Annotated in this window: 20 protein-coding genes; 11 read left to right on the forward strand and 9 right to left on the reverse strand. The window is 39.4% G+C overall.

Going from position 1 to position 21,235, the window contains the following annotated elements; all coding sequences use genetic code 11:
• Window positions 1–12: 12 nt before the first annotated feature.
• Entirely contained in the window at window positions 13–1,980 is a 1,968-nt protein-coding gene (locus tag C9J42_RS02315) for a methyl-accepting chemotaxis protein (RefSeq protein ID WP_107205930.1), read from the reverse strand.
• Between the two features lie 377 nt (window positions 1,981–2,357).
• Between C9J42_RS02315 and hinT the strand changes: the two genes are divergently transcribed.
• From hinT to C9J42_RS02350, 7 genes are all read left to right on the forward strand, one after another.
• Entirely contained in the window at window positions 2,358–2,708 is a 351-nt protein-coding gene (hinT, locus tag C9J42_RS02320; protein ID WP_005367093.1) for a purine nucleoside phosphoramidase, read from the forward strand.
• Between the two features lie 338 nt (window positions 2,709–3,046).
• Window positions 3,047–3,433 carry a YcfL family protein gene (locus C9J42_RS02325; RefSeq protein ID WP_107205735.1) on the forward strand — a complete coding sequence of 129 codons (387 nt, stop codon included), beginning with the start codon at window positions 3,047–3,049 and terminating at the stop codon, window positions 3,431–3,433.
• Window positions 3,434–3,463: 30 nt separating this feature from the next.
• Window positions 3,464–4,054 carry a penicillin-binding protein activator LpoB gene (gene lpoB, locus C9J42_RS02330; RefSeq protein WP_107205736.1) on the forward strand — a complete coding sequence of 197 codons (591 nt, stop codon included), beginning with the start codon at window positions 3,464–3,466 and terminating at the stop codon, window positions 4,052–4,054.
• A gap of 38 nt (window positions 4,055–4,092) precedes the next feature.
• Window positions 4,093–5,001: a phosphotransferase gene (locus C9J42_RS02335; RefSeq protein ID WP_107301613.1), complete on the forward strand. Its 909-nt coding sequence runs from the start codon at window positions 4,093–4,095 to the stop codon at window positions 4,999–5,001.
• A 45-nt stretch (window positions 5,002–5,046) separates the two neighbouring features.
• Window positions 5,047–5,886 (forward strand): DUF6279 family lipoprotein, encoded by an 840-nt coding sequence (locus C9J42_RS02340; protein WP_107287008.1) that lies wholly within the window; start codon window positions 5,047–5,049, stop codon window positions 5,884–5,886.
• A gap of 148 nt (window positions 5,887–6,034) precedes the next feature.
• On the forward strand, window positions 6,035–6,574 hold the full coding sequence (gene ycfP, locus C9J42_RS02345) for an alpha/beta hydrolase YcfP (RefSeq protein WP_107205739.1): 540 nt from the start codon (window positions 6,035–6,037) through the stop codon (window positions 6,572–6,574).
• Between the two features lie 191 nt (window positions 6,575–6,765).
• Complete coding sequence (locus C9J42_RS02350; protein ID WP_107205740.1) at window positions 6,766–8,055, forward strand: NAD(P)/FAD-dependent oxidoreductase; 1,290 nt, start codon at window positions 6,766–6,768, stop codon at window positions 8,053–8,055.
• Window positions 8,056–8,133: 78 nt separating this feature from the next.
• On the opposite strand, the gene C9J42_RS02355 is transcribed toward C9J42_RS02350, so the two are convergent.
• The 5 genes from C9J42_RS02355 to C9J42_RS02375 all read right to left on the reverse strand — a co-directional run bounded on the left by C9J42_RS02355 (window position 8,134) and on the right by C9J42_RS02375 (window position 13,719).
• On the reverse strand, window positions 8,134–8,607 hold the full coding sequence (locus C9J42_RS02355) for an FKBP-type peptidyl-prolyl cis-trans isomerase (RefSeq protein WP_005367112.1): 474 nt from the start codon (window positions 8,605–8,607) through the stop codon (window positions 8,134–8,136).
• A 91-nt stretch (window positions 8,608–8,698) separates the two neighbouring features.
• Window positions 8,699–8,938: a YecH family metal-binding protein gene (locus C9J42_RS02360; protein ID WP_107287007.1), complete on the reverse strand. Its 240-nt coding sequence runs from the start codon at window positions 8,936–8,938 to the stop codon at window positions 8,699–8,701.
• Window positions 8,939–9,044: 106 nt separating this feature from the next.
• Window positions 9,045–9,599, reverse strand: a complete 555-nt coding sequence (locus C9J42_RS02365) for a GNAT family N-acetyltransferase (RefSeq protein ID WP_107205742.1) — start codon at window positions 9,597–9,599, stop codon at window positions 9,045–9,047.
• A gap of 81 nt (window positions 9,600–9,680) precedes the next feature.
• Window positions 9,681–13,142 carry a transcription-repair coupling factor gene (gene mfd, locus C9J42_RS02370; protein ID WP_107301614.1) on the reverse strand — a complete coding sequence of 1,154 codons (3,462 nt, stop codon included), beginning with the start codon at window positions 13,140–13,142 and terminating at the stop codon, window positions 9,681–9,683.
• Window positions 13,135–13,719 carry a PilZ domain-containing protein gene (locus C9J42_RS02375; protein WP_107205744.1) on the reverse strand — a complete coding sequence of 195 codons (585 nt, stop codon included), beginning with the start codon at window positions 13,717–13,719 and terminating at the stop codon, window positions 13,135–13,137. The genes mfd and C9J42_RS02375 overlap by 8 nt, the downstream gene beginning before the upstream one ends.
• Before the next feature lie 253 nt (window positions 13,720–13,972).
• Between C9J42_RS02375 and lolC the strand changes: the two genes are divergently transcribed.
• The 4 genes from lolC (at window position 13,973) to C9J42_RS02395 (ending at window position 18,330) form a co-directional block, all read left to right on the forward strand.
• Window positions 13,973–15,181, forward strand: a complete 1,209-nt coding sequence (gene lolC, locus C9J42_RS02380) for a lipoprotein-releasing ABC transporter permease subunit LolC (RefSeq protein ID WP_107205745.1) — start codon at window positions 13,973–13,975, stop codon at window positions 15,179–15,181.
• Window positions 15,174–15,866 (forward strand): lipoprotein-releasing ABC transporter ATP-binding protein LolD, encoded by a 693-nt coding sequence (lolD, locus tag C9J42_RS02385; RefSeq protein ID WP_107205746.1) that lies wholly within the window; start codon window positions 15,174–15,176, stop codon window positions 15,864–15,866. Before lolC ends, lolD begins: the two co-directional genes overlap by 8 nt.
• A complete protein-coding gene (gene lolE / locus C9J42_RS02390) occupies window positions 15,866–17,113 on the forward strand; it encodes a lipoprotein-releasing ABC transporter permease subunit LolE (protein ID WP_107205747.1) in 1,248 nt (415 codons plus the stop codon). Before lolD ends, lolE begins: the two co-directional genes overlap by 1 nt.
• A gap of 677 nt (window positions 17,114–17,790) precedes the next feature.
• A complete protein-coding gene (locus C9J42_RS02395; RefSeq protein ID WP_107245440.1) occupies window positions 17,791–18,330 on the forward strand; it encodes an outer membrane beta-barrel protein in 540 nt (179 codons plus the stop codon).
• Between the two features lie 258 nt (window positions 18,331–18,588).
• Here C9J42_RS02395 and C9J42_RS02400 read toward each other — a convergent pair whose 3' ends face one another.
• From C9J42_RS02400 to C9J42_RS02410, 3 genes are all read right to left on the reverse strand, one after another.
• Window positions 18,589–19,257, reverse strand: coding sequence for a DedA family protein (locus C9J42_RS02400; protein ID WP_107205749.1), 669 nt, complete (start codon window positions 19,255–19,257; stop codon window positions 18,589–18,591).
• Between the two features lie 590 nt (window positions 19,258–19,847).
• A complete protein-coding gene (locus tag C9J42_RS02405) occupies window positions 19,848–20,408 on the reverse strand; it encodes an HdeD family acid-resistance protein (RefSeq protein ID WP_107205750.1) in 561 nt (186 codons plus the stop codon).
• A 293-nt stretch (window positions 20,409–20,701) separates the two neighbouring features.
• Window positions 20,702–21,226: a DUF2062 domain-containing protein gene (locus C9J42_RS02410; RefSeq protein WP_107205751.1), complete on the reverse strand. Its 525-nt coding sequence runs from the start codon at window positions 21,224–21,226 to the stop codon at window positions 20,702–20,704.
• Window positions 21,227–21,235: the final 9 nt, after the last annotated feature.

Here is a 21,235-nt window from a genome sequence, read left to right on the forward strand (position 1 = left end):
GCTTAGCTTAAATTACAGTTTAAATTTATGAACGAGTTTATTTTGTTCAGTGGCTAAGCTATCTAACATGGTACTGGCTTCTGCCATTTCTTCCATTGCATTGTAGTTCGTATCAGCAATATGACTAATATCCTCTAAACTACGGGCAATGTCGGTAGTCGTCGTCCGCTGCTCTTCCGCTGATTGTGCAATTTGACTACTCATTTGACTAATTTCAATGATAATCGCTTGGATCTCTTCCATTGCGCTATTGGCATCTGATGCTTGATTAATACTGTTATCCATTTCTGTTACACAGCTTTGCATCATTTCCATCGCTTGACCTGAGCTACCTTGAAGGTTTTGGATCATCGCTTCAATCTCAGAGGTAGAGTCGGTGGTACGTTTAGCGAGAACACGAACCTCATCGGCAACAACGGCAAAGCCTCGTCCTTGATCGCCAGCACGGGCTGCTTCAATGGCGGCATTGAGTGCAAGTAGGTTAGTTTGGTCGGCAATATTACGAATAACATCCAAAATAGAACCAATATTACTGCTCATTTGTTGAAGATCAGCAACGGCTGTTACAGAGTCATCTAAACGAGTTGAAAGCTGATGGGCAATATTAATATTTTTACTCATCACTTCACGACCTGTTGCTGATGCACGTTCTACCTCATGAACACGTTCCATGGTGTTCTGTGCACTTTGCGATACATCAGTAACTGAGTGTTCCATCTCTGTCATTGCTGTTGCCACAGAAACAGTTTGCTCTCGTTGTTCATTGAGTCGCTGTTTTGCTTGTGCAGTTGTACTTTGGTTTTCTGCCGCAACTTGAGTGAGATCTTCAGATGCTTTGCTTAATTGACTTAAAATTTGTTGAAGATTGCCAGCTAACGTATTGATGTGATGACTTAATTTATTAAACTCAATGAATTGGCTGCTTTCTGTACGCTGTGTCATATCACCATCAGTTAATGATTCAAGCGTTTTTAGCATAGAAACCAGTGGACGACGAACACTTCGCGCTAAATACCAACCGATAGAAATGGCTAATAAAATAACCACAATCGCAATACCAACAGCTTTGGTTATGCCTTGATTGTAAGTGTCATCAGCTGTTGCAATCGCTTGATCCATTTGATTGGTCGCTTGCTGATTAAATTGCTCAAGAATCGATAGTGCTTGATTCACTTCTTTAGTTAGCGTGGCAATGTTGTCATAAAGGCGCGTTTTCGCTTCAATGAATTCATAGTGTTGATCAAGCACACCGCCTTTTTTACCGATATCTAACGTGTATTGAGTAACGGATTTACCGAATGTTTCTTTTAAGCCTGAAAGTAGGGTTGTTAAGCTACGAAATGCGTTGGCAAGATGGTTTACACTGCGTTTATTCGCTTTTATTGCGGCTTTAATCTTACTGATATCGTCAGTGGCAAGGGCATCAGAAGTAATGGTTTCTGTTTCTTTTAACTTCACAAAGAAATTTTTAGCCATCATCTTAACAGCCATATTATCTTGCTCATTAATGTATTCTTTCATACCAATGCTGAGTTCAGCTTGCAAACGCTGAAAGCGTCGCGCTGATTGTTGGCGCTCATCACCGGCTAACATTTGCGCGCGATAATTACCCATCGCGGTTTGAGCTTCGCTGAAGTAACGCTGTTCTAATTCGGTTAGCGCTTTAATGTAAGACGTTAATTCTGGATTACTTTCGGCAATGGCTACAAGCTCTTTACGCGCAGAGGCGAACTCTCTTGTTGCTTTACGAAAGTCGGCTTCATAGGTTTTCATTGCAGCAGGATCTTGACTGGTTAGAAAGTCTTTAAAAGATTTGTCGGCGGCAAGAAGTTTAACACTGACTTTATTTGATATAGAGACTAAAGGAAGTGCGTCTGTTGTTACTGTTGTTAACTGATTATGGATACGGTTTGTTCCATCAAGCATGAGCACAATGGTTAAAACAAACAATGCAACCATAACCACAAAACCGGAGTACATACGACGTATGACCGAAGTTTGGCTAGATTTCTTCATAATATCCCTATATTTAGCAAAGGGTCAGTGTCATCATAATGCTGACCTATTAGTCATAAATGTAATTTGATAATGGGGTAACCCTTTATTTCGCAATCAATGCTAAATTTGCGAATCGAATTATCAAATTAACTCTAACCTATACTATCGTCAGTTCTGCTTGAGTCTTGATAGATAAATTTGTTTAGGCTTCAATTGTTTGATCGCTGCATCAAAAAAACACGAAAACGTGAAATTTTTTCTCTATTAAATCTTTAAAACAACGTTCAATATTGCGCAATAGAGTTGACTGACGCATACTCACTAACTAAACAAATAACAATGAGTTGATGGAGTCAGAAATGGCGGAAGAAACTATCTTCAGTAAAATTATTCGTAAAGAAATTCCAACTGATATTTTGTATCAAGATGACTTAGTCACAGCATTTCGTGATATCAATCCTCGTGCGCCAAGCCATATCTTAATTATTCCAAATAAATTGATCCCAACAGTCAATGATGTGGAAGCCGATGATGAGTTGATGATGGGGCGTATGTTTACTGTTGCGCGTAAATTAGCAGAAAAGGAAGGCGTGGCAGAAGACGGTTACCGTTTGATCGTCAATTGTAATCCTTATGGTGGACAAGAAGTTTACCATATTCACATGCACCTATTAGGTGGGCGTCCTTTAGGGCCAATGCTAGTTGGCTAGTCATGACGTGCTGATAACGTTATGTAATGGATAATAATTATCCCCAGATAGACACAAAGCTTGAGTATCTTTAATCTTCTCGTTGGGTATACGATAAGTGGTGTGATATTCAGGCTTTTTTATTGCGATAAATTGATTATATCAGATAGCTTATCTATTACTTTATTGGTAATCGTCGCTTACTAACATTAAAATCTAACGCGTTGCTATGTAACGGTAAATGCCGATATTAGATTTATTAGTAAGAACTTGTGGGTCATAGCTAAACGCACGATCATAAATGAGTTTCTTATAATGTTACTTAGAAATTTGATTGTCACGCTATTAAGAGGCATGTAATGAAGTATGTAATGGCATTATTTTTAGCATTAATTATCACTGGATGTAGCAGTGATCATGCTGGTATTAGTATCGAAAACAGCAATCAAAATGTCGTTATTGGTAACGCTTTTCTTGCACGTAGCTTAGTTTTTAAAGACGCTCATATAACGAAAGTTAATGGTTTAATGCAAGCCTCTGTTGAGGCAATAAACAAAGTTAACACAGATCTGAACTTGCAATACCGTATTTATTGGTATGATGGCCAAGGTTTAGAGATCAGTGGTAGTGCGGCACCATGGCATTCCGTTGCGTTGGCTGGCAACGGTAAAGTAATATTACAAGGTATTGCTGATAAAGTTGAAGCTACCCAATATCGTATTTACGTTCGTCGAGCAGTATACTGATTTAATATAAAATATTGTTAAGGTAAAACAATGAAAAAAAGCGTTCTTGCATTATTAGCGGCATCTTCATTATTAGGTGGTTGTGCCCAAACTGTCGATTATGTGAATTCGCATTTACCTGAAACTCCATCGGTAAATTTTGGCTCTAATGATCTTGATAACACGGCATCGGACTTAACAACAAAGATGTTGTCATCACCGGCTGTATCTTCAATTACAGCAGGCGGTAAGCATCCGATTGTGATTGTTGATAATATTCAAAACAATACCAGTGGACATGTTGATACTAAGTCGCTTACTAACACAATTAAGTCTAAAATTTCACGTTCAGGTAAATTTAACTTAGTCGATAAGTCTCGCGTTGATGCGGTGCGTAAACAAATGAACTTTAGTGAGAATGATCGTTTTGTTAATCAAGGTACTGCGATTCAATTTGCTAAAATGACAGGTGCGCAATACATGCTGTATGGTCATGTAACCAATACGAGCAAGCGTGAAGATGGTCAGAATGTCCCTTTCTATAAAATGACCATGCGTTTGATGGATACAAACTCAGGTTCAATTGAGTGGGCTGATTCAGGTTTAGCGCCTAAGAGTGAATCAGATTCTCAAGGTTGGTAATTTAGCCTAAATAATCGGGTAGCAATGTTGAAATTATAATGAAAGATAACGAGAGTTTTGATCCCACATTATTGTCTTTGTTACCCGATGTACAATTTCTAACAGCGAGCCCATTAGCGGGCGGTTTAACCAATCGCTGTTGGAAATTATTCCTGTACCATCCTTCAAATAATCAATCTTCCCATTACGTGTGGCGACCATTAACGAGCACGGCTCAAGCTTTTGGTATTAATCGAACGCATGAATATCAGTTATTACGTTTAATTGACGGTTCTAAATTAGCGCCAAAACCCTATGCATTGTTAGACATTAATCTAAATAATAATGAACAAGTATTAATTGTAGATTGGCTTGAAGGCGAACAAGCAGATCAACGATTTACCAATCAGCAACTGTGTCAACTTCAAGCGCGTATTCATGCTTTACCGCTTCCTACCCATCGATTAGATATTAAGCAACGTATTGAGCATTACTGGCAAACGATTGCTGCTAATTTAAAATCAAAACAATTACTATCTATTTATCATTATTTTGATAATCAGAATATTAATCACTACTTTCCTGATACCTGCTGTCATTTTGATTTAGGGCGTTACAATATTATTGTCCCTAATGACAGTGACCGGTTAGTTGATGTGATGAACGCTAAAGTTATCGATTGGGAATATGCCAGTGCAGGCGATCCTTCTCTTGATTTAACCATGACGATATTAGCTAATGCACTTAGCCCTGAAAAAGCAGTGAAAGATTATTGTGTGGCAAGAGAGGCGTCCGATATCACCTTGGTATCTACTGATGAATGGTTAGAGGCGGTAAATTACTGGCAGCCTTGGTGTGAGTACCTAGCATTACTGTGGTATTTGGTGGGTTATCAAGTTTGGCATGATGATGACTATTTACAGCAAGCTAAACAATTAGAGCTCAAGCTAAAACAATTGGTTACATAGAGACGTTATAGTAAGTGTGAAACGTTTGTACAAGGAGACGTACTGATGTTGAAAAGAACGATAAGCATAATCTTTATTTGTGTGGTGTTATCTGGTTGCACATTTAAATTGGTATACAATTCATTGGATTTCTGGATTGATTATTACTTATCAGATTATCTTGATTTGGACTCTCAACAACAGGGTGAGTTAGAGCAAGGTCTTGAAACTGCACTTGCACAACATCGACAGCAACAATTAGCCGTATTTCATAAGTTGATTTCTGCCTTACAAATAGATCTTAAAAAACCGTTAACAGCAGAACAAATCGCCAATTATCATCAGCGTTTTACGCAAGCAGGCGAAGCATCAGTTCTGGTTTTTGTATCACCTATCATTGATGTTGTTAAAACAATGAGCCCTTCACAAATTGCAGCCAGTTTACAAGCGATTGAAAAAGAGATAATTGAGCGACGGGAAGAGCGTTTATCGAAAAGTCCAAAACAACGCCTTGAAGATCGCTATGATGAGCTTGAAGATAAAGCCCAAAAGTGGATTGGACGTCTAACGAAGCAACAAAAGCAGTTGATCCTAAGCTTAGCGCAACTGCAATTACAGCAATCCACAATTTTTCAAAATATAGCGACAGATAACTTGTCACAATTAAAGAGGATACTGAAACAACGTAATAATGCGCAGTTTTCATTGCGTGTCGAACAACAAGTGAAAAATATTCTTTCTCTTAAAAATGCGGTCTATCAAACTCAACTCGATGAGTATTTAAGCCAGCGTTTTGTCATCATGAAGCAGTTAAACGAGAGTTTAAGCCCACAGCAGTTACGCCATTTACAAGGTGAACTCACATCACTTAGAAAAGATATCGCGACATTAATTCAAAAGAAGTAGTGCTGAACGCTTTTTATCAATGCTCATAGTTTGCAAAGAAGATCATAGTTTTCATTATTATCCTGTTAAACCATATAGAAAGTGGTAGATTTATAGCGTCCTATACAAGGGCACGGATGATTTTAAAATTAAGCGAGAGGGAATTGATATGATTATTTATCTACATGGCTTTGATTCAACAAGCCCTGGTAATCATGAAAAGGTATTACAGTTACAGTTTATCGATTCTGATATCCGCTTTGTAAATTACAGTACCCTGCATCCAAAGCATGATATGCAGCATTTACTAAAAGAAGTTCATAAGTTAGTAGACGAGAATAAAGATACAACGCCACTGATCTGTGGGGTTGGGTTGGGGGGCTATTGGGCTGAAAGAATTGGCTTCTTATGCGGTATTAAACAAGTCATTTTTAACCCAAACCTTCATCCTGAAAATAACATGGAAGGACGTATTGATCGTCCAGAAGAATATACTGACATTATGACGAAATGCGTTGAAGGTTTTCGTAAAAAAAATGCAGGTAATTGTCTTTGCATACTTTCAACTAATGACGAAGTATTAGATAATCAAGCTACAAAAGATGAGCTAGATCAATTTTATGATATAGTGTGGGACGAAAATGAAACACATAAGTTTAAAAAGATCTCGCAACATCTACAAACAATAAAAGCGTTTAAAGCGCAATAATAACGAAATATATTACCTCCTATACCTTAGACGGATCATAGATCCGTCTACCTACACATATGTGGCTTTACTGGCTTCAGATCTCTTTTTGCCTAGCATTTTGCGTGCAAAACAGACCACAACAAACAGTCTGCTATGCAATAAGGTATTTGTCAGTTTAAAAAATTTATAAAATTAGAGAGGAAGTGATTTTGACTCGAATTATTGTTGTTGGAGGCGGTGCGGGTGGTTTAGAGCTTGCGACAAAGCTTGGACGTACCCTTGGTCGTAAAGGCCGTGCAGAGGTTACTCTAGTGGATCGCCGTGCAAGTCACTTGTGGAAACCATTACTTCATGAAGTAGCAACAGGCTCATTAGATGCAGGTGTAGATGCTATTAGTTATCGAGCACATGCGAAAAACCATCACTTTGATTTTCAAATGGGCTCGTTAGAAACGATAGATCGTGAAAATAAAACGATCACACTTGCTGCATTATTTGATAAGCAAAACGAGCTGTTAGTACCTGAGCGTACATTAGAATACGATATTCTTGTGTTAGCGATTGGTTCTACATCGAATGATTTTAATACTCCGGGTGTGCGTGACCACTGTATTTTCCTTGATAGCCCAGAGCAAGCACACCGTTTCCGTACAGAGATGAACAACCAATTCATGAAGTTACATGGAAACAAAGATCAAAAGACCGTTGATATCGCAATTGTTGGTGCTGGTGCTACTGGTGTTGAATTATCAGCAGAGCTTCACAATGCAGTACAAGAGTTACATAACTACGGTTTCGGTGACTTAGATAGCTCTCGTCTAAATGTAAACCTAGTTGAAGCTGGCGATCGTATTCTTCCGGCATTGCCACCGCGTATTTCTCAAGCGGCACACAGTGAGCTAACGAAATTGGGTGTAACCGTACGTACTGGTACGATGGTCACTAAGGCTGATGAAACAGGCTTAACCACAAAAGATGGCGATCATATTCCAGCACAAATCATGGTATGGGCTGCCGGTATCAAAGCACCTGATTTCATGAAAGATATTGCAGGGCTTGAAACGAACCGTATTAATCAGTTAGTGGTTAAACCAACGCTACAAACAACCCGTGATGATGATATTTATGTGATTGGTGATTTAGCGTCTTGTGTGCAGGAAGATGGTTCGTTTGTTCCACCGCGTGCGCAAGCGGCGCACCAAATGGCAAGCCGTTGTTTCTCAAACATCGTTGCGAAAATCACAGATCGTGAGCAGAAGCCGTATGTGTATAGCGATCATGGCTCGTTAGTGTCGCTAAGCCGTTTCTCAACCGTTGGTAGCCTAATGGGTAACCTATCAAAAGGTTCGATGATGGTAGAAGGGCGCATAGCACGTATGGTGTATATCTCACTATACCGTATGCACCAAATGGCGTTACATGGCATGTTTAAAACAGGACTTATTATGTTAGTAAGCCGTATTAACCGTGTACTTCGTCCAAGTTTAAAGCTGCACTAAGTTAGTGATAGTGGTTTAATTAATGACATAAAAAACGCCAGCATTTTTGCTGGCGTTTTTGTTTATATCTGTTTTCTATTAGTTGATTTTAAATAACTCAACATCAAAAATGAGCACTGAGCCTGGTGGAATGCTACCTGCACCGTTATTACCATAAGCAAGATTTGCTGGAATAAAGAAACGCATTTTTTCACCAACAACCATATGTTGTAAGCCTTCCGTCCAACCTTTGATCACGCGGTTAAGTGGAAAAGAAATTTTTTCACCACGATCGACTGAGCTATCAAACACGGTGCCATTAATTAAAGTACCGTGGTAATGCACTGTTACGCTATCTGTCGCTTTAGGGTGTTCAGTCCCTGTTCCTTTTTGCAAAACAAGATATTGTAGACCAGAAGGCGTCGTTTGTACGCCTTCTTTTAATTTATTTTCCGCAAGAAAAGCTTCACCTTGCTTAATGTTTTCAGCAGCAACTTGCTTATTGTTGTATGAACGATAAAGGAAAAAAGCGAGTAATACGGCAACAATAACGGCAATAACAATTTTTGACACAATAGTTTCCTTACAAATGAATTTCTTGCATCTTACCACTGTGTCGTTTTTCTAACAGCATGAAACTGTAAAGAATGTTGTGCTTAATCGTTTAATGGTGACACATATTGGCAATGTTAGCCGTAACGATGCCATCTGTAATGGTCACTTTATTCTTAGTAACAAAAAATTCTAGCAATTGTTCAATCGTTAAATCTTTTAACTTGCAGGTGTAAAACGTCGCATCAGCACCGTAGCTATTCGCAATTTTTTCTTTCAGTGTTTCTATTGTGTACGGCTGTTGAGATTCAATCAGTAAATTAAGGATATCGTGAGCGTGATATGTATTCATCGGGGAGTTGTCCTTCAATATTGTTTACGAATAAAGCATAAGTGAAGGACTCAAAGAAAATGTTGATGTGTGATAATAAAGTGTATTTTAAATGCAGCTTTTTAGGTTAAGTGAATAAATCGCTTGGTACTAGCGAATAAACAAGACCATCAAGCGGTTTATTATGATAATAAATACGATTACGCGCTTCACATTCAAATTTAGCATTGCATGCTTTTGCTGTTTTTTGGCTAGCATAATTATTGATATGCGTAATGATTTCTAAGCGTGTTAGCCCTAGCATTTGAAAAGCAAATTGTACGGCTGCAATATTCGCCTCAGTCGCAAATCCTTGTCGATGACAACCTGTTTTTATCCAATAGCCTAAATTTGCACTGTTGGTCATAGGAATAATCGCACTAAGAGAAACCGTTCCAATAAACGCATCATCAAAGCGATTAAAGATGGCAAATTCATAGCTAAAATCGGTTTGCCAGCTGAGTCGACTTGCGCTTATCCATTCATGGGCATCATGTTGATCAAAGCGATTATCACACCATTCAAGCCATGGACTTAGTTCATTAACTGAGTCATGTACGGCTGCGAGAAAATCATTGAGATCAGCATTTTTAAATGGGCGAAGAATAAGCCGAGGCGTAGAGATTTCGAAATCAAGTTTCATAGCTATCCTGCCGAAATTCGGAGAGTATCTAAATATAAAGTACTGACCTTGTTCGGTCAGTACTCTTAGAGGATGGTTTACTTACACCATGTGCTGACGAAATTGTTCAAGAAGATCTTCAAGGAACTTTATTCGCTTTTTACGATCACTTTGTTCAGCAATAATTTTCAGTTTTGTTGGGCCTTCCATTCTGAAAACATTGGGCTGAGTTTGCAGTAAACCAACAAGGAAGCTTGGATTGATTGCTGCATTTTGATCAAATTCGAAATAGCCGCCTTTTTCACCGTTCTCGATTTTCTTGATGCCAAGCGTTGCAGCTTTAAGTTTGACACTGTTTACCGTCAGTAAGTTCGATGCTGCTTCTGGTAATAAGCCGAATCGGTCAATTAGCTCAACTTTAATTTCGTTTAGCTCGTTGTCATCACTAGTACTTGCGATGCGTTTGTAAAGTGATAAACGAGTATTAATATCAGGGATGTAGTCATCAGGCAGTAGCGCTGGAATACGTAACTCAACTTCTGTTTGTTGTTTAAGTAGATCATCTAGCGAAGGCTCTTTACCTTCTTTTAGAGCCTCAACGGCTTGTTCTAACATCTCCATAAAGAGGCTAAAGCCAACCGATTGAATTTGACCACTCTGTTCGTCACCAAGTAATTCACCAGCACCACGAATTTCTAAATCATGGGTCGCTAACGTAAAGCCAGCACCAAGATCTTCAAGGGAAGAAATGGCTTCAAGGCGTTTCACCGCATCTTTCGTCATACGCTTTGGATGTGGTGTTAATAGGTAAGCATAAGCTTGGTGGTGAGAACGACCAACACGACCACGTAACTGGTGTAACTGAGCCAAGCCAAGATTATCAGCGCGATCCATAATAATGGTATTAGCGGTAGGGACATCGATACCAGTTTCAATAATTGTAGTACACACAAGTACATTGAAGCGCTGGTGGTAAAAATCGCCCATGATCTTTTCGAGTTCACGCTCACGCATTTGCCCGTGAGCAAAGGTGATACGGGCTTCAGGGATCAACTTTGCTAAATCTTCGGTCGTTTTTTCAATGCTATCGACTTCATTATGCAGGAAGTAAACCTGACCACCACGGCTGATTTCACGTAACACAGCTTCACGAATAACAGCATCATCGGATTGGCGAACAAATGTTTTGATCGCTAAACGACGCGCTGGTGGTGTGGCGATTATCGAAAGATCGCGCATCCCACTCATTGCCATGTTTAAGGTACGAGGGATCGGTGTTGCCGTTAAGGTTAAGATATCGACATTGGCACGAATCGCTTTGATTTGTTCTTTCTGACGCACACCAAAGCGATGCTCTTCATCGACAATCAATAAGCCTAAATCATGGTAGTTTACACTGCTATTTAGTAGCTTATGAGTACCAATTAAGATGTCGATTTTACCTTCTTCGACATCCGCTAAAATTTGTTTTTGCTCTTTCGCTGTTTTAAATCGAGATAGCACTTCGACACGCACTGGCGTATTAGCAAAGCGGTCACGGAAGTTTTCAAAGTGCTGTTGTGCCAATAGGGTAGTTGGCACTAACACCGTTACCTGTTTGTTGTTATCAACAGCCACAAATGCAGCACGCATAGCGACTTCAGTTTTACCAAAGCCCACATCACCACAAACAAGGCGATCCATGACCTTGGTTTGGCACATATCAGACAGAACTGCGTTAATTGCTAAGGCTTGATCGTAGGTTTCTTCATAAGGGAAACCTGCGCTAAATTCAGCGTATGCTTCACGATCTAGGGTAAATTTAACGCCTGGTTTTAATTCGCGTTTAGCGTAAACATCCAGTAATTCAGCCGCCACATCACGGACTTTTTCTGCTGCTTTTCGGCGAGCCTTAGACCATGCTTCGCCACCTAATTTATGAATAGGTGCGGTATCTTCAGCACCACCTGAGTAGCTACTAATTAAATGCAGTGATGCAACAGGAACATAGAGTTTAGCGCCACCTTGATATTCAAGTGTCACATATTCGGTTTTAATACCGCCAGCTTCAAGGGTTTGTAAACCTTGGTAACGGCCTATGCCGTGATCAATGTGAACGACAGGTTGCCCCACTTGCAGTTCAGCAAGGTTACGGATAATCGTATCGGCATTGACCGTGGTTTTTTTATCATCGCGACGACGGCGTTGAACAATACGCTCACCAAGTAAGTCACTTTCACACAAGAATGCAACAGCAGGATCATCAAGAATAAAGCCATTTTCAGCCGAGCCAATAACAAGGCTATGTTTGGTGGGGTTATCAAGGGCTTCATCTAAGGTTTTACAAACCAATGGACGGACTTTGATCCGTGCTAATAGATCGAGCAGCGCTTCTCGGCGGCCTTCAGAGGCTACAGAGAAAATGACTTTGCCTTGGAATTGCTCATCAAAGCGTCTGAGTTCAGCAAACGGCTCTTTAAGTTGATGATTAATCGTGATGCTTGGTACGGGTTTTAATTCAGGATTAAAACGGCCTGCTTTTTGGCTATCGACAGGCTCCGACTGAATACGAACACGAGGCAGATTCTTAAAGCCTGTGAACATTTCATCTTTTGTTAGCCATAGCTCTTTAGGTTCAAGTAAAGGACGCAATGGATCAACACGGCGTTGATCGTAACGGTATTCAGCATCGGCTAAAAAGCTATTAACGGCAGGCTCTAAATCACCCAGTGTGATAAGCAAAGAAGTATCAGGTAAGTAATCAAATAAGGTTTCTGTTTTATCGAAAAACAGCGGTTGCCAGTATTCAATACCTGCAGGCCATGTACGTTTGCTGACTTGTTGATAAATAGATTCTGGTTCTCGGCGAGCTTCAAAACGTTCACGCCAGCGCATACGGAAATTTTCAACTGCGATTTCATCCGTTGGGAACTCATGCGCGGGTAATAAATCGATACTATCAATTTCACCGGTGGAGCGTTGGTTATCTGGATCAAATTGACGAATAGAGTCGACTTCATCGTCAAAAAAATCGATACGGTAAGGTGATTGACTCCCCATTGGGAACAAATCAAGCAGCGAGCCTCGGCTGGCATACTCGCCATGCTCCATCACTTGATCAACATGACGATAACCTGATACTTCAAGCTGTAAGCGCAGCTTTTCAAGTGACATTCGATCGCCAGCTTTTACGATTAAAGCATGCTGGTGGATAAACTCTCTTGGGGTTTGACGCTGAAGTAAGGTACTGATCGGCACCAAAATAATGCCAGACTTTTGGCTTGGCATTTTGTATAAACGCGCTAAACGTTCTGAAATAATATCTTGGTGTGGCGAGAAATTATCATAAGGCAAGGTTTCCCAATCTGGAAAAACGTTTACCTCGACATCGCAAAATTGCGTGATTTCTGGCTGAAGTTTTAAGGCTGTTTGGGTATCAGGCACCACCGCAAGAACTGGGCCTTTATGCGATGCGGCCACTTCTGCAAAAGACAGTGCAAGGGCTGCCCCCTTGATATTACCGATATAACGGTTATCGCCAGCCTTACTAGGTAAGGGTATAGAAAGTAAGTGTTTATTATTCATCGTTATTATTTAATTGTCGTTGTTGAGCACGTTGGCGTAAAAGTTTTTGCTGGCTATATAAAGCGGCGCGGATCAGCAAATCTCGATCATCTTCAAGCAAACGGGTATAACGCAATTTAATGATAAATTGCTCATCGCTAGCAATACTTTCGGTGACTTCAGCGTAGCAAAAAATAGCAGCGGCTGGGTAATCTAAAAACAGTTTCACTCTAACATTAGTGCCAACCGGATAGGAAGATGAACTGGTAAAACTAAGGTTACTTGCGCCAAAAGTTAAGGTAGTAAAACGATAGGTAGGATCATCTTGCTGCGATAAAACATAAGACAGTAATAGATTAATTTTACTGTTTTGTGCTGCAAGATAATCCATCAATGCTTGGGTTTCATTTTTGTTGAAACTGGCGAATAAACGATCGGCATTGTCTTCTAACGTCGAACACTCGCTGGCAATACGAAATAAAGGCGGGATTTCGGCATTGAAATCTTGTTCATCAGGTACGCTTTCATTAGATGATAAACGTTCAACGTTAATAGTAAGCCCTAGCTGGACTGAAAAATACTCATCTTGTTGTGTCATAGCGCACTCACTGTGAATAAATCCTATTTCAAACTAATAATAGGAGCGGATGCCATAACTGACAGCCACAGCATATAAAGCTTGATTTAATTGGACTGATTATTACTTAGCAATCATGCAAGGGCAAGAAAAGCGGCGTAAGTGTTTATCATTTAGTCACTGAATTTACATTACATTTACTATGTCGGATGGTAATTGAGGGTGTGAACGAGTATTCTTTACCAACCTAATAAAGGAGTGGTTTCTCAATCCTATGTTTCATCCAGTGTCTTTTTATATTGGCTTACGTTATTTACGTGGTCGTTCAGGCGATCGCTTTAGTCGCTTTGTCTCTTATATGTCTACAGCCGGTATTACTATTGGTGTAATGGCGTTAATTACCGTTATGTCTGTGATGAACGGCTTTGAAGATCAGCTAAAAGGTCGAATTTTAGGTGTTCTACCGCAAGCCGTCGTATCGAGTGCAGATGGACGAGTACCGTTATCAGAAAACGCACCTGAGGCATTAAAACAATTGCCACATGTGACTGGTGTAACGGCGATCACACGTGGTGAAGCGATTATACAAAGTGCAAACTCTATTGCTGCCGGTACGATGATTGGTATTGAACCTAATCAATATGATCCCATCTCTCGTCATATGATGGTGGGGAGCTTAAGTGATCTTACTCCTGGGAGTTTTAAAGTGGTTATTGGCCAAGCGTTGGCCGTTGAACTGGGTGTTCAACCGGGCGATAAAATTCGTCTGATGGTGACCAGTGCAAGCCAATTTACGCCAATTGGTCGTATGCCGAGCCAACGAAAATTTGAAGTTTCGGGTATTTATGACACGGGCTCTGATGTTGATAACCAATTGGTATACACCAATATTTCAGATGCTGGACGTTTATTACGCTATAAACAGGATCAAATGACAGGTTGGCGTTTATACCTTGATGATCCATTCGTTGTTCCTGAATTAGCTAAATTGAAATTACCCAATGGTTGGACATGGTCTGATTGGCGCGAGCAGCGCGGTGAGCTGTTCCAGGCAGTAAAAATGGAAAAGAATATGATGGGCTTAATGCTTAGCTTGATCATAGGTGTGGCGGCTTTTAACATCATTTCTGCTTTAGTGATGGTGGTGATGGAGAAACAATCAGAAGTCGCAATATTAAAAACCCAAGGTATGACTCACCGCCAAGTCTTGATGATTTTTATTGTTCAAGGGGCAAGTAGTGGTGTTATCGGTGCCTTATTAGGTGGCTTACTCGGCGCGTTAGTGGCGCACTATCTTAATGCCATTATTTCTGTATTGGGTGTCGATTTAGCATCGATCGGTGGCACGTTACCCACCGTGATTGAACCGATGCAAATTATGTTTGTTATTTTAGGCGCTATAAGCTTGAGTTTATTAGCGACTATTTTTCCTTCTTATCGTGCGGCCGCTGTCCGTCCTGCTGAGGCTCTTCGTTATGAATAATGCGTTGTTATCTTGTCACCAAGTTTGTAAAACCTATAAAGAAGGGCAGTTTGAGACAGAAGTTTTAAAGCAAGTTGATTTAGAGATTGCTGACAATGAGTTGGTCGCCATTGTGGGATCATCTGGCTCAGGGAAAAGTACACTGTTGCACATTCTGGGAGCTTTAGATGAACCCACTGATGGAGAAGTGTTCTTTAAAGGGCAGCGCTTAGATATTTTAAGTGCGAACAAACAAGCGAAAATTCGTAATCAAGAAATTGGCTTTGTATACCAGTTTCACCACTTACTTGCGGACTTTACTGCCGTTGAAAATGTCGCTATGCCGTTGTTAATTGGTGGTAAAAGTGTCAGTCAAGCGCGTACATGTGCACAAGACATGCTGGCTTTAGTGGGGTTGAGTCATCGTTATGAGCACCGCCCTTCGGAATTGAGTGGTGGTGAACGTCAACGTGTTGCCATTGCGCGTGCCTTGGTTAACAATCCTTCTATTGTTTTAGCTGACGAACCTACGGGGAATCTTGATCATAAAACGGCATTAGAAATTTATGATTTAATGCGTAAATTAAATGCAGAATCAGGTACCGCATTTTTAGTCGTGACCCATGATAGTGAATTAGCGGCAAAACTTGACCGTTGTATGCATATGCAAGATGGCGTGTTATCTCAAGTCGTTGTGGAGGCTTAATGTTTCGCCCTCTTTCTTTATATATAGGTAGTCGTTTTAATCGTTCGAAAAAACGTAACCGAATGGTGTCATTTATTTCAATGTCATCGATGTTAGGTATTGCCGTTGGTGTTGCGGTGATCATTGTTGGTCTGTCAGCAATGAATGGTTTTGAACGTGAACTACAAACCCGCGTGTTATCTGTGATCCCACAGGGTGAGTTACAGGCGGTTGAGCCTCCTTTAAATAATTGGCAGCCGCTAGTTAAGCAAATAGAAAAACACCCGGATGTGACAGCGGCTGCGCCTTATGTTGAATTCACAGCGTTACTTGAAAAAGGCACAAAGTTAAAAGCTGTTGGTGTTCGAGGTGTTAACCCTCAAGAGCAACTTAAAGTCAGTGAATTACCGCACTATGTTTTAAATGATGCGTGGAGCAAATTTACTGCCGGTAAAAAAGAAGTCATTTTAGGTCAAGGCGTTGCTAAAAGCCTGAATGTGAAAGTGGGAGACTGGTTAACCGCATTGCTCCCTGATGCCGATCCTGAAATGACCCAGCTTCGTGCTCCGCATCGAATTCGATTACAAGTAGCGGGTATTTTAGCGCTTGGGGGAGAAATTGATCATAAATTGGCGCTAGTGCCAATGGCTGATGCACAAAAATACATGGATATGGGGCAAGGTGTCTCAGGTATTCAAATTAAAGTGGATAAAGTACTACAAGCGCAGCGTATTGTAAAAGAAGTGGGTAATACGCTTCCTGTCTATGTTTATCTGAAAAGTTGGACACAACAATACGGCTATATGTACCGTGATATTCAGTTAGTCCGTACGATTATGTATTTAGTTATGGTATTGGTTATTGGGGTTGCGTGTTTCAACATCGTTTCAACCTTAATGATGGCAGTAAAAGATCGGGCCTCTGATATCGCGATTTTAAGAACCATGGGGGCAAGTGATCGCTTAGTGAAATCCATCTTTATTTGGCATGGCGTATTATCTGGTGTGTTAGGTAGCGTGATGGGGTCAATATTTGGTAGCTTAGTTGCTGTTAACTTAACTCATATAGTTCGAGTGATAGAAAAAATCATTGGTCACCGGTTCTTATCGGGGGATATTTATTTTATTGATTTCCTACCCACTCAGTTAGCCTATAAAGATGTGTTAATTGTATCTATAACAGCAATTATACTCAGCCTTGTTGCTACTTGGTATCCCGCTCGTAGGGCAAGTAGTTTGCAACCTGCCAGAGTACTAAGTGCGAAATAGTCTTATTGTATTATTGATATCAAACGGAGCCACATTGGCTCCGTTTTTGTATCTATAGATTAAACTACTTAGAATTTTTCAAGTGTTGACGTTTTGATTTTCAATTACGTATACCTGCGATTGTTGAATCATAATACCCGGAAGGACTGTCATTATTGATATGTGTTTAAGCGATCTTGTTCTCTTATAAATAGAGAAAAGTTGCTGTCATTATGCGATTAAATTCAAGGTCATTAATTAATAAAAATAGATGAAGTCTCTACGTGATAAAAATAAAGAACAATAAATAAAAGGTAGACGATTCTTACGTTAGTTTTAGTGGTCATTATTTGGTCGATAAATAAATAATATTCACAATATTGTGAATTTTATTTTTATTTTATTTTTAACAATGCTTTTTTATTTACCTGATTGGTTGTTTTTTTGTGCTCTTGTGGGTGAGTTCAACTGAATAATTAAACTTTTTTCTTATAAATTGTGAATGGTGTTCATTTTAAAATTAATTAAGTTGTTTCATTTAACAGGGATGAAACTGCATGCTAATTTTGTCGCCACTGATTTATGGATACAAGTGTCGTAGACGGATTGTTACTTCTCTATTTAAGTAACCTAACTAAGTAAAGGGATTGCACTAAAGTGGACAACTTGTTTAAAAATAAAAACATTTAGGAAAAATAATGAAAAAGAATGCACTAAGCCTTCTAGTGGCACTATCTGTATTAGCTCCTGTTGCAGCACAAGCCGCCGTTCAACTACCTGCTGGTACTCAAGAGATCGGTGTACAAGGTAACGCAAAACTAGGTAGTGGCTGGCATGCAGATATTAACGGTACTTACGGTACTTTCGTTAAAGATAACTGGGAAGTAGGTGGTACTGCGACTGTTCGTGCTCAAGACGCTAATGATGAGCTTAGTGGTCAGCTAGGTGTATTCACCGAGTACAACTTCGTGAACTCTACTAACTGGGTTCCTTACGTAGGTGCTGCTGCTGAAGTTGGTGGTCTATCTCTAAGCAACCAAGGTTCTGACAGCAACTGGGGCGCAAATGCTAAGTTCTCTGCTGGTGTTAAATACTTTATTAATCCTAACGTTGCTATCACTTCTGAAGTTAACTACAGCATCGCAACTGATAAGATCTTCTCTAGTGATTCTTACTCAAGCGAGCAAGCTAAGAACAGCCTAACTAATATCGTATTCGGTACTCGTTTCTACTTCTAAGTATAAACAGTATTACGATGTAATAAAAAACCCGCTAAAGCGGGTTTTTTTGTATCTAAAATAGGTGCCATAATAGCGAAATAGTGGTTTAAACCATCACAATAAGCCCCTGTTATTTATTAGCATAAGCGTGTTATTTAAGATACAAAGTCAATCAAGTTCCAAAAGCTGATAGGGTATGCTTAGAACCAAAAAGTCTGCTTATCCACTCACTTTTATTGTGTAGTGTGTCAGCAGACTTTTGTTATATATTGCTTGTTACAACATGGCTTTGTTTTTCTTAAAGCGTTTTAGTAACCAATTGCTTGATAAGCTAACAATAGCAATAGCGAGAGTAACAAATGGTGCAACCATCAATACCATTGTTGCGACTTTGGCGATTTTTTCTGGAAGAAGCGTTAATAAATAACCTAACCCTGTTAATAGTAATACCCAAGCTGTAGCACTTAACCAAGCAAAACGGAAAAAGTGAGCCTGACTTTTAATCCTAAATCCCATCATTAAAGGTAATAAAGGGCGGACAACAGGAATAAATCGTGCGGTAAACAAAGCAACAATACCATGACGAATAAGTAAATTATCCACAGTTTTCATTCGATGAGGTGGCACCATATTCACCCAGCCTTTTACTTTTGGTAGGTGATCTAGCCAGCGACCTTGCAAGTAAGCTAGCCAACTACCGATGGCTGATGCCACGATTAGTAAGAAGACAATCAATTTAAAATCGATGATCCCCATTGCACCTAATGTTCCAGCAAGAATAACAATGCTATCGCAAGGTAGGGGAGCTGCAGGTAAAAATGCACTTTCTAACCAAATGACAAATGTTACACAAACATAAATCATCACCATGCTTTCTGGGTTTTGTAATGCAACAAAATCTTGATGCCAGAGCGCAGAAAAAATAGATACAAATGAATCAAGCATCTATGTGTCCTTGTAATAAAAGTAGAAAATAAAAGTCGGTTGACGTTAGTGAAACAGTTGCTCCCGACTATGTGTAAAACGAAATTGAAAATTGGCTAGAGGTAAAAGTTTTTTCCGTTTTAAACAAAAATTTTCTATAGCTATCAGTATGTAAGAGAGTGAAACACTACTCTTTTGTTGTAACAAAGCAAGCAAATGATCACGTTGATGAGACAACGGAGAGCTCACCAGTTTAGGTAATGAGAGTAAAACGCGATAGCGCTGCGTTGAAGATATAAAAGTAGAGTCAACAGACGTTATTGGTGTCGTTTGTTTAAGGTATTGATTTGTATTAATAGCGCTTGCTGTTGCAGATGCACAGTGATGAAAGAAAATGCAACCAAGCAATAATGAGAAAACGTATAATCGTTGAATACACGGCATTGCTATATCTTAGTTAAAGTAATCTGCAGCGTTATTAGTACTGAAATTACAACTAAATAGCAAACGTTTAGTTGTGTACAAATATTGCAAATACGCGATGGTATCTGAATTAAAAAAGCCTCAATATCAAAAATATTGAGGCTTTTTATTTAGATTCTATTTTTATGTTATTTATTTTGAACCACTTTTTTCATTTGAGTACCAATGAAAATAAAGCTGAAGCCTTCAAATAGTAGTGATACACCAACAAAAATACCCAGTAATGACATAGAGAATTCTGGATTATTCATCAGAGTAAAGAAATAGATACCAATAGCAGTAGAAATCAAACCACTGATTACAATCCAGCGCCAACCTGCAAGGTGTTTACGACTATTAAAACCAAATAGCATACGCGTAACACCGTTGAAAATCATTGTGGCAATCATTAATACGGTAATAGTAACTAAGCCAATAAACGGTTGGCTTAGAATAAATAAGCCGCCAATTAAATAGAATAGCGCACTAATAACGTACCAAATTTTAGTTTTCCAATCATGAATACTAAAGGTGTGATAGACCTGTACTAGACCAATCACAAGGAAAATGGTCCCTACAATTGTTGTGATTGTCATACCCGCAGCAATAGGTAAGCTAATTGCAAAAACACCGGCTAATGCGACAATAACTCCAACAATAATAAACCATTTCCAGCCTTTGCTAAGCATTGAGCTCACAGGGTTATCCATAATAAGTACCTTAAAAGTAAAATGTGTAATTTAAATGTTTTCCTAATACTAGACGTAATTATTTGATTTGCTAGTAAAACCTCTATTGATAAACAGTAATTTAAGTTTTTGAATAAAACATATGATGAAAATGGATAGTGAGTATTAACGAAAATTGAACTGGCAATGAAAATTGTGAAAAATGAAACAGGCGGGTAATTAAATGTGTTTTTTTGATCTAAAAAATAAAGATAAAAGAAGAAAGCCTCTCGTCATAGAGGCTTTTGCTTATTTATATTTTAAAGGTATTAAAGCTAGTGGGTTTTACCAATTCGGAATTTACGCTTATTCCAGCTTCTCACAACAGAATAACGCCATAAGCTACGGATGCCAAAATAGCCGATAAGCGCTGATACTACACTGCAAATAAAGCAGCCAAGTAAAAATGGGGGGCCAATTTGGCTCATTTGGTTAAGTAAAAAATCCCATGAAAGCTCAAAGTGAAACGCGATGTTAGGACTATTCAATACCCAAGCGCCTAACTTGTAAGCACCATAGAATAAAACAGGCATAGTCACAGGGTTACTTACCCAAACGAGAGCCACTGAAAGAGGCAGATTTACACCAAATAAAATAGCTAACCCAGCTGCCATAATCATTTGACTAGGAAGTGGTACGAAAGCCATGAATAAGCCAACGGCAAATGCACCTGACGCAGAACGACGGTTTAAGCACCATAAGTTCGGGTTATAAAGTACATTACCAAAGATCTTAAGTGCTTTTTGGCGCTTAATGACCTCATGGCTTGGTAAGAACTTTTTTATAAGATGTCTAGGCATAATTAGTAT

The organism is Photobacterium sp. GB-56 (assembly GCF_003026105.1).
Classification (GTDB): domain Bacteria; phylum Pseudomonadota; class Gammaproteobacteria; order Enterobacterales; family Vibrionaceae; genus Photobacterium.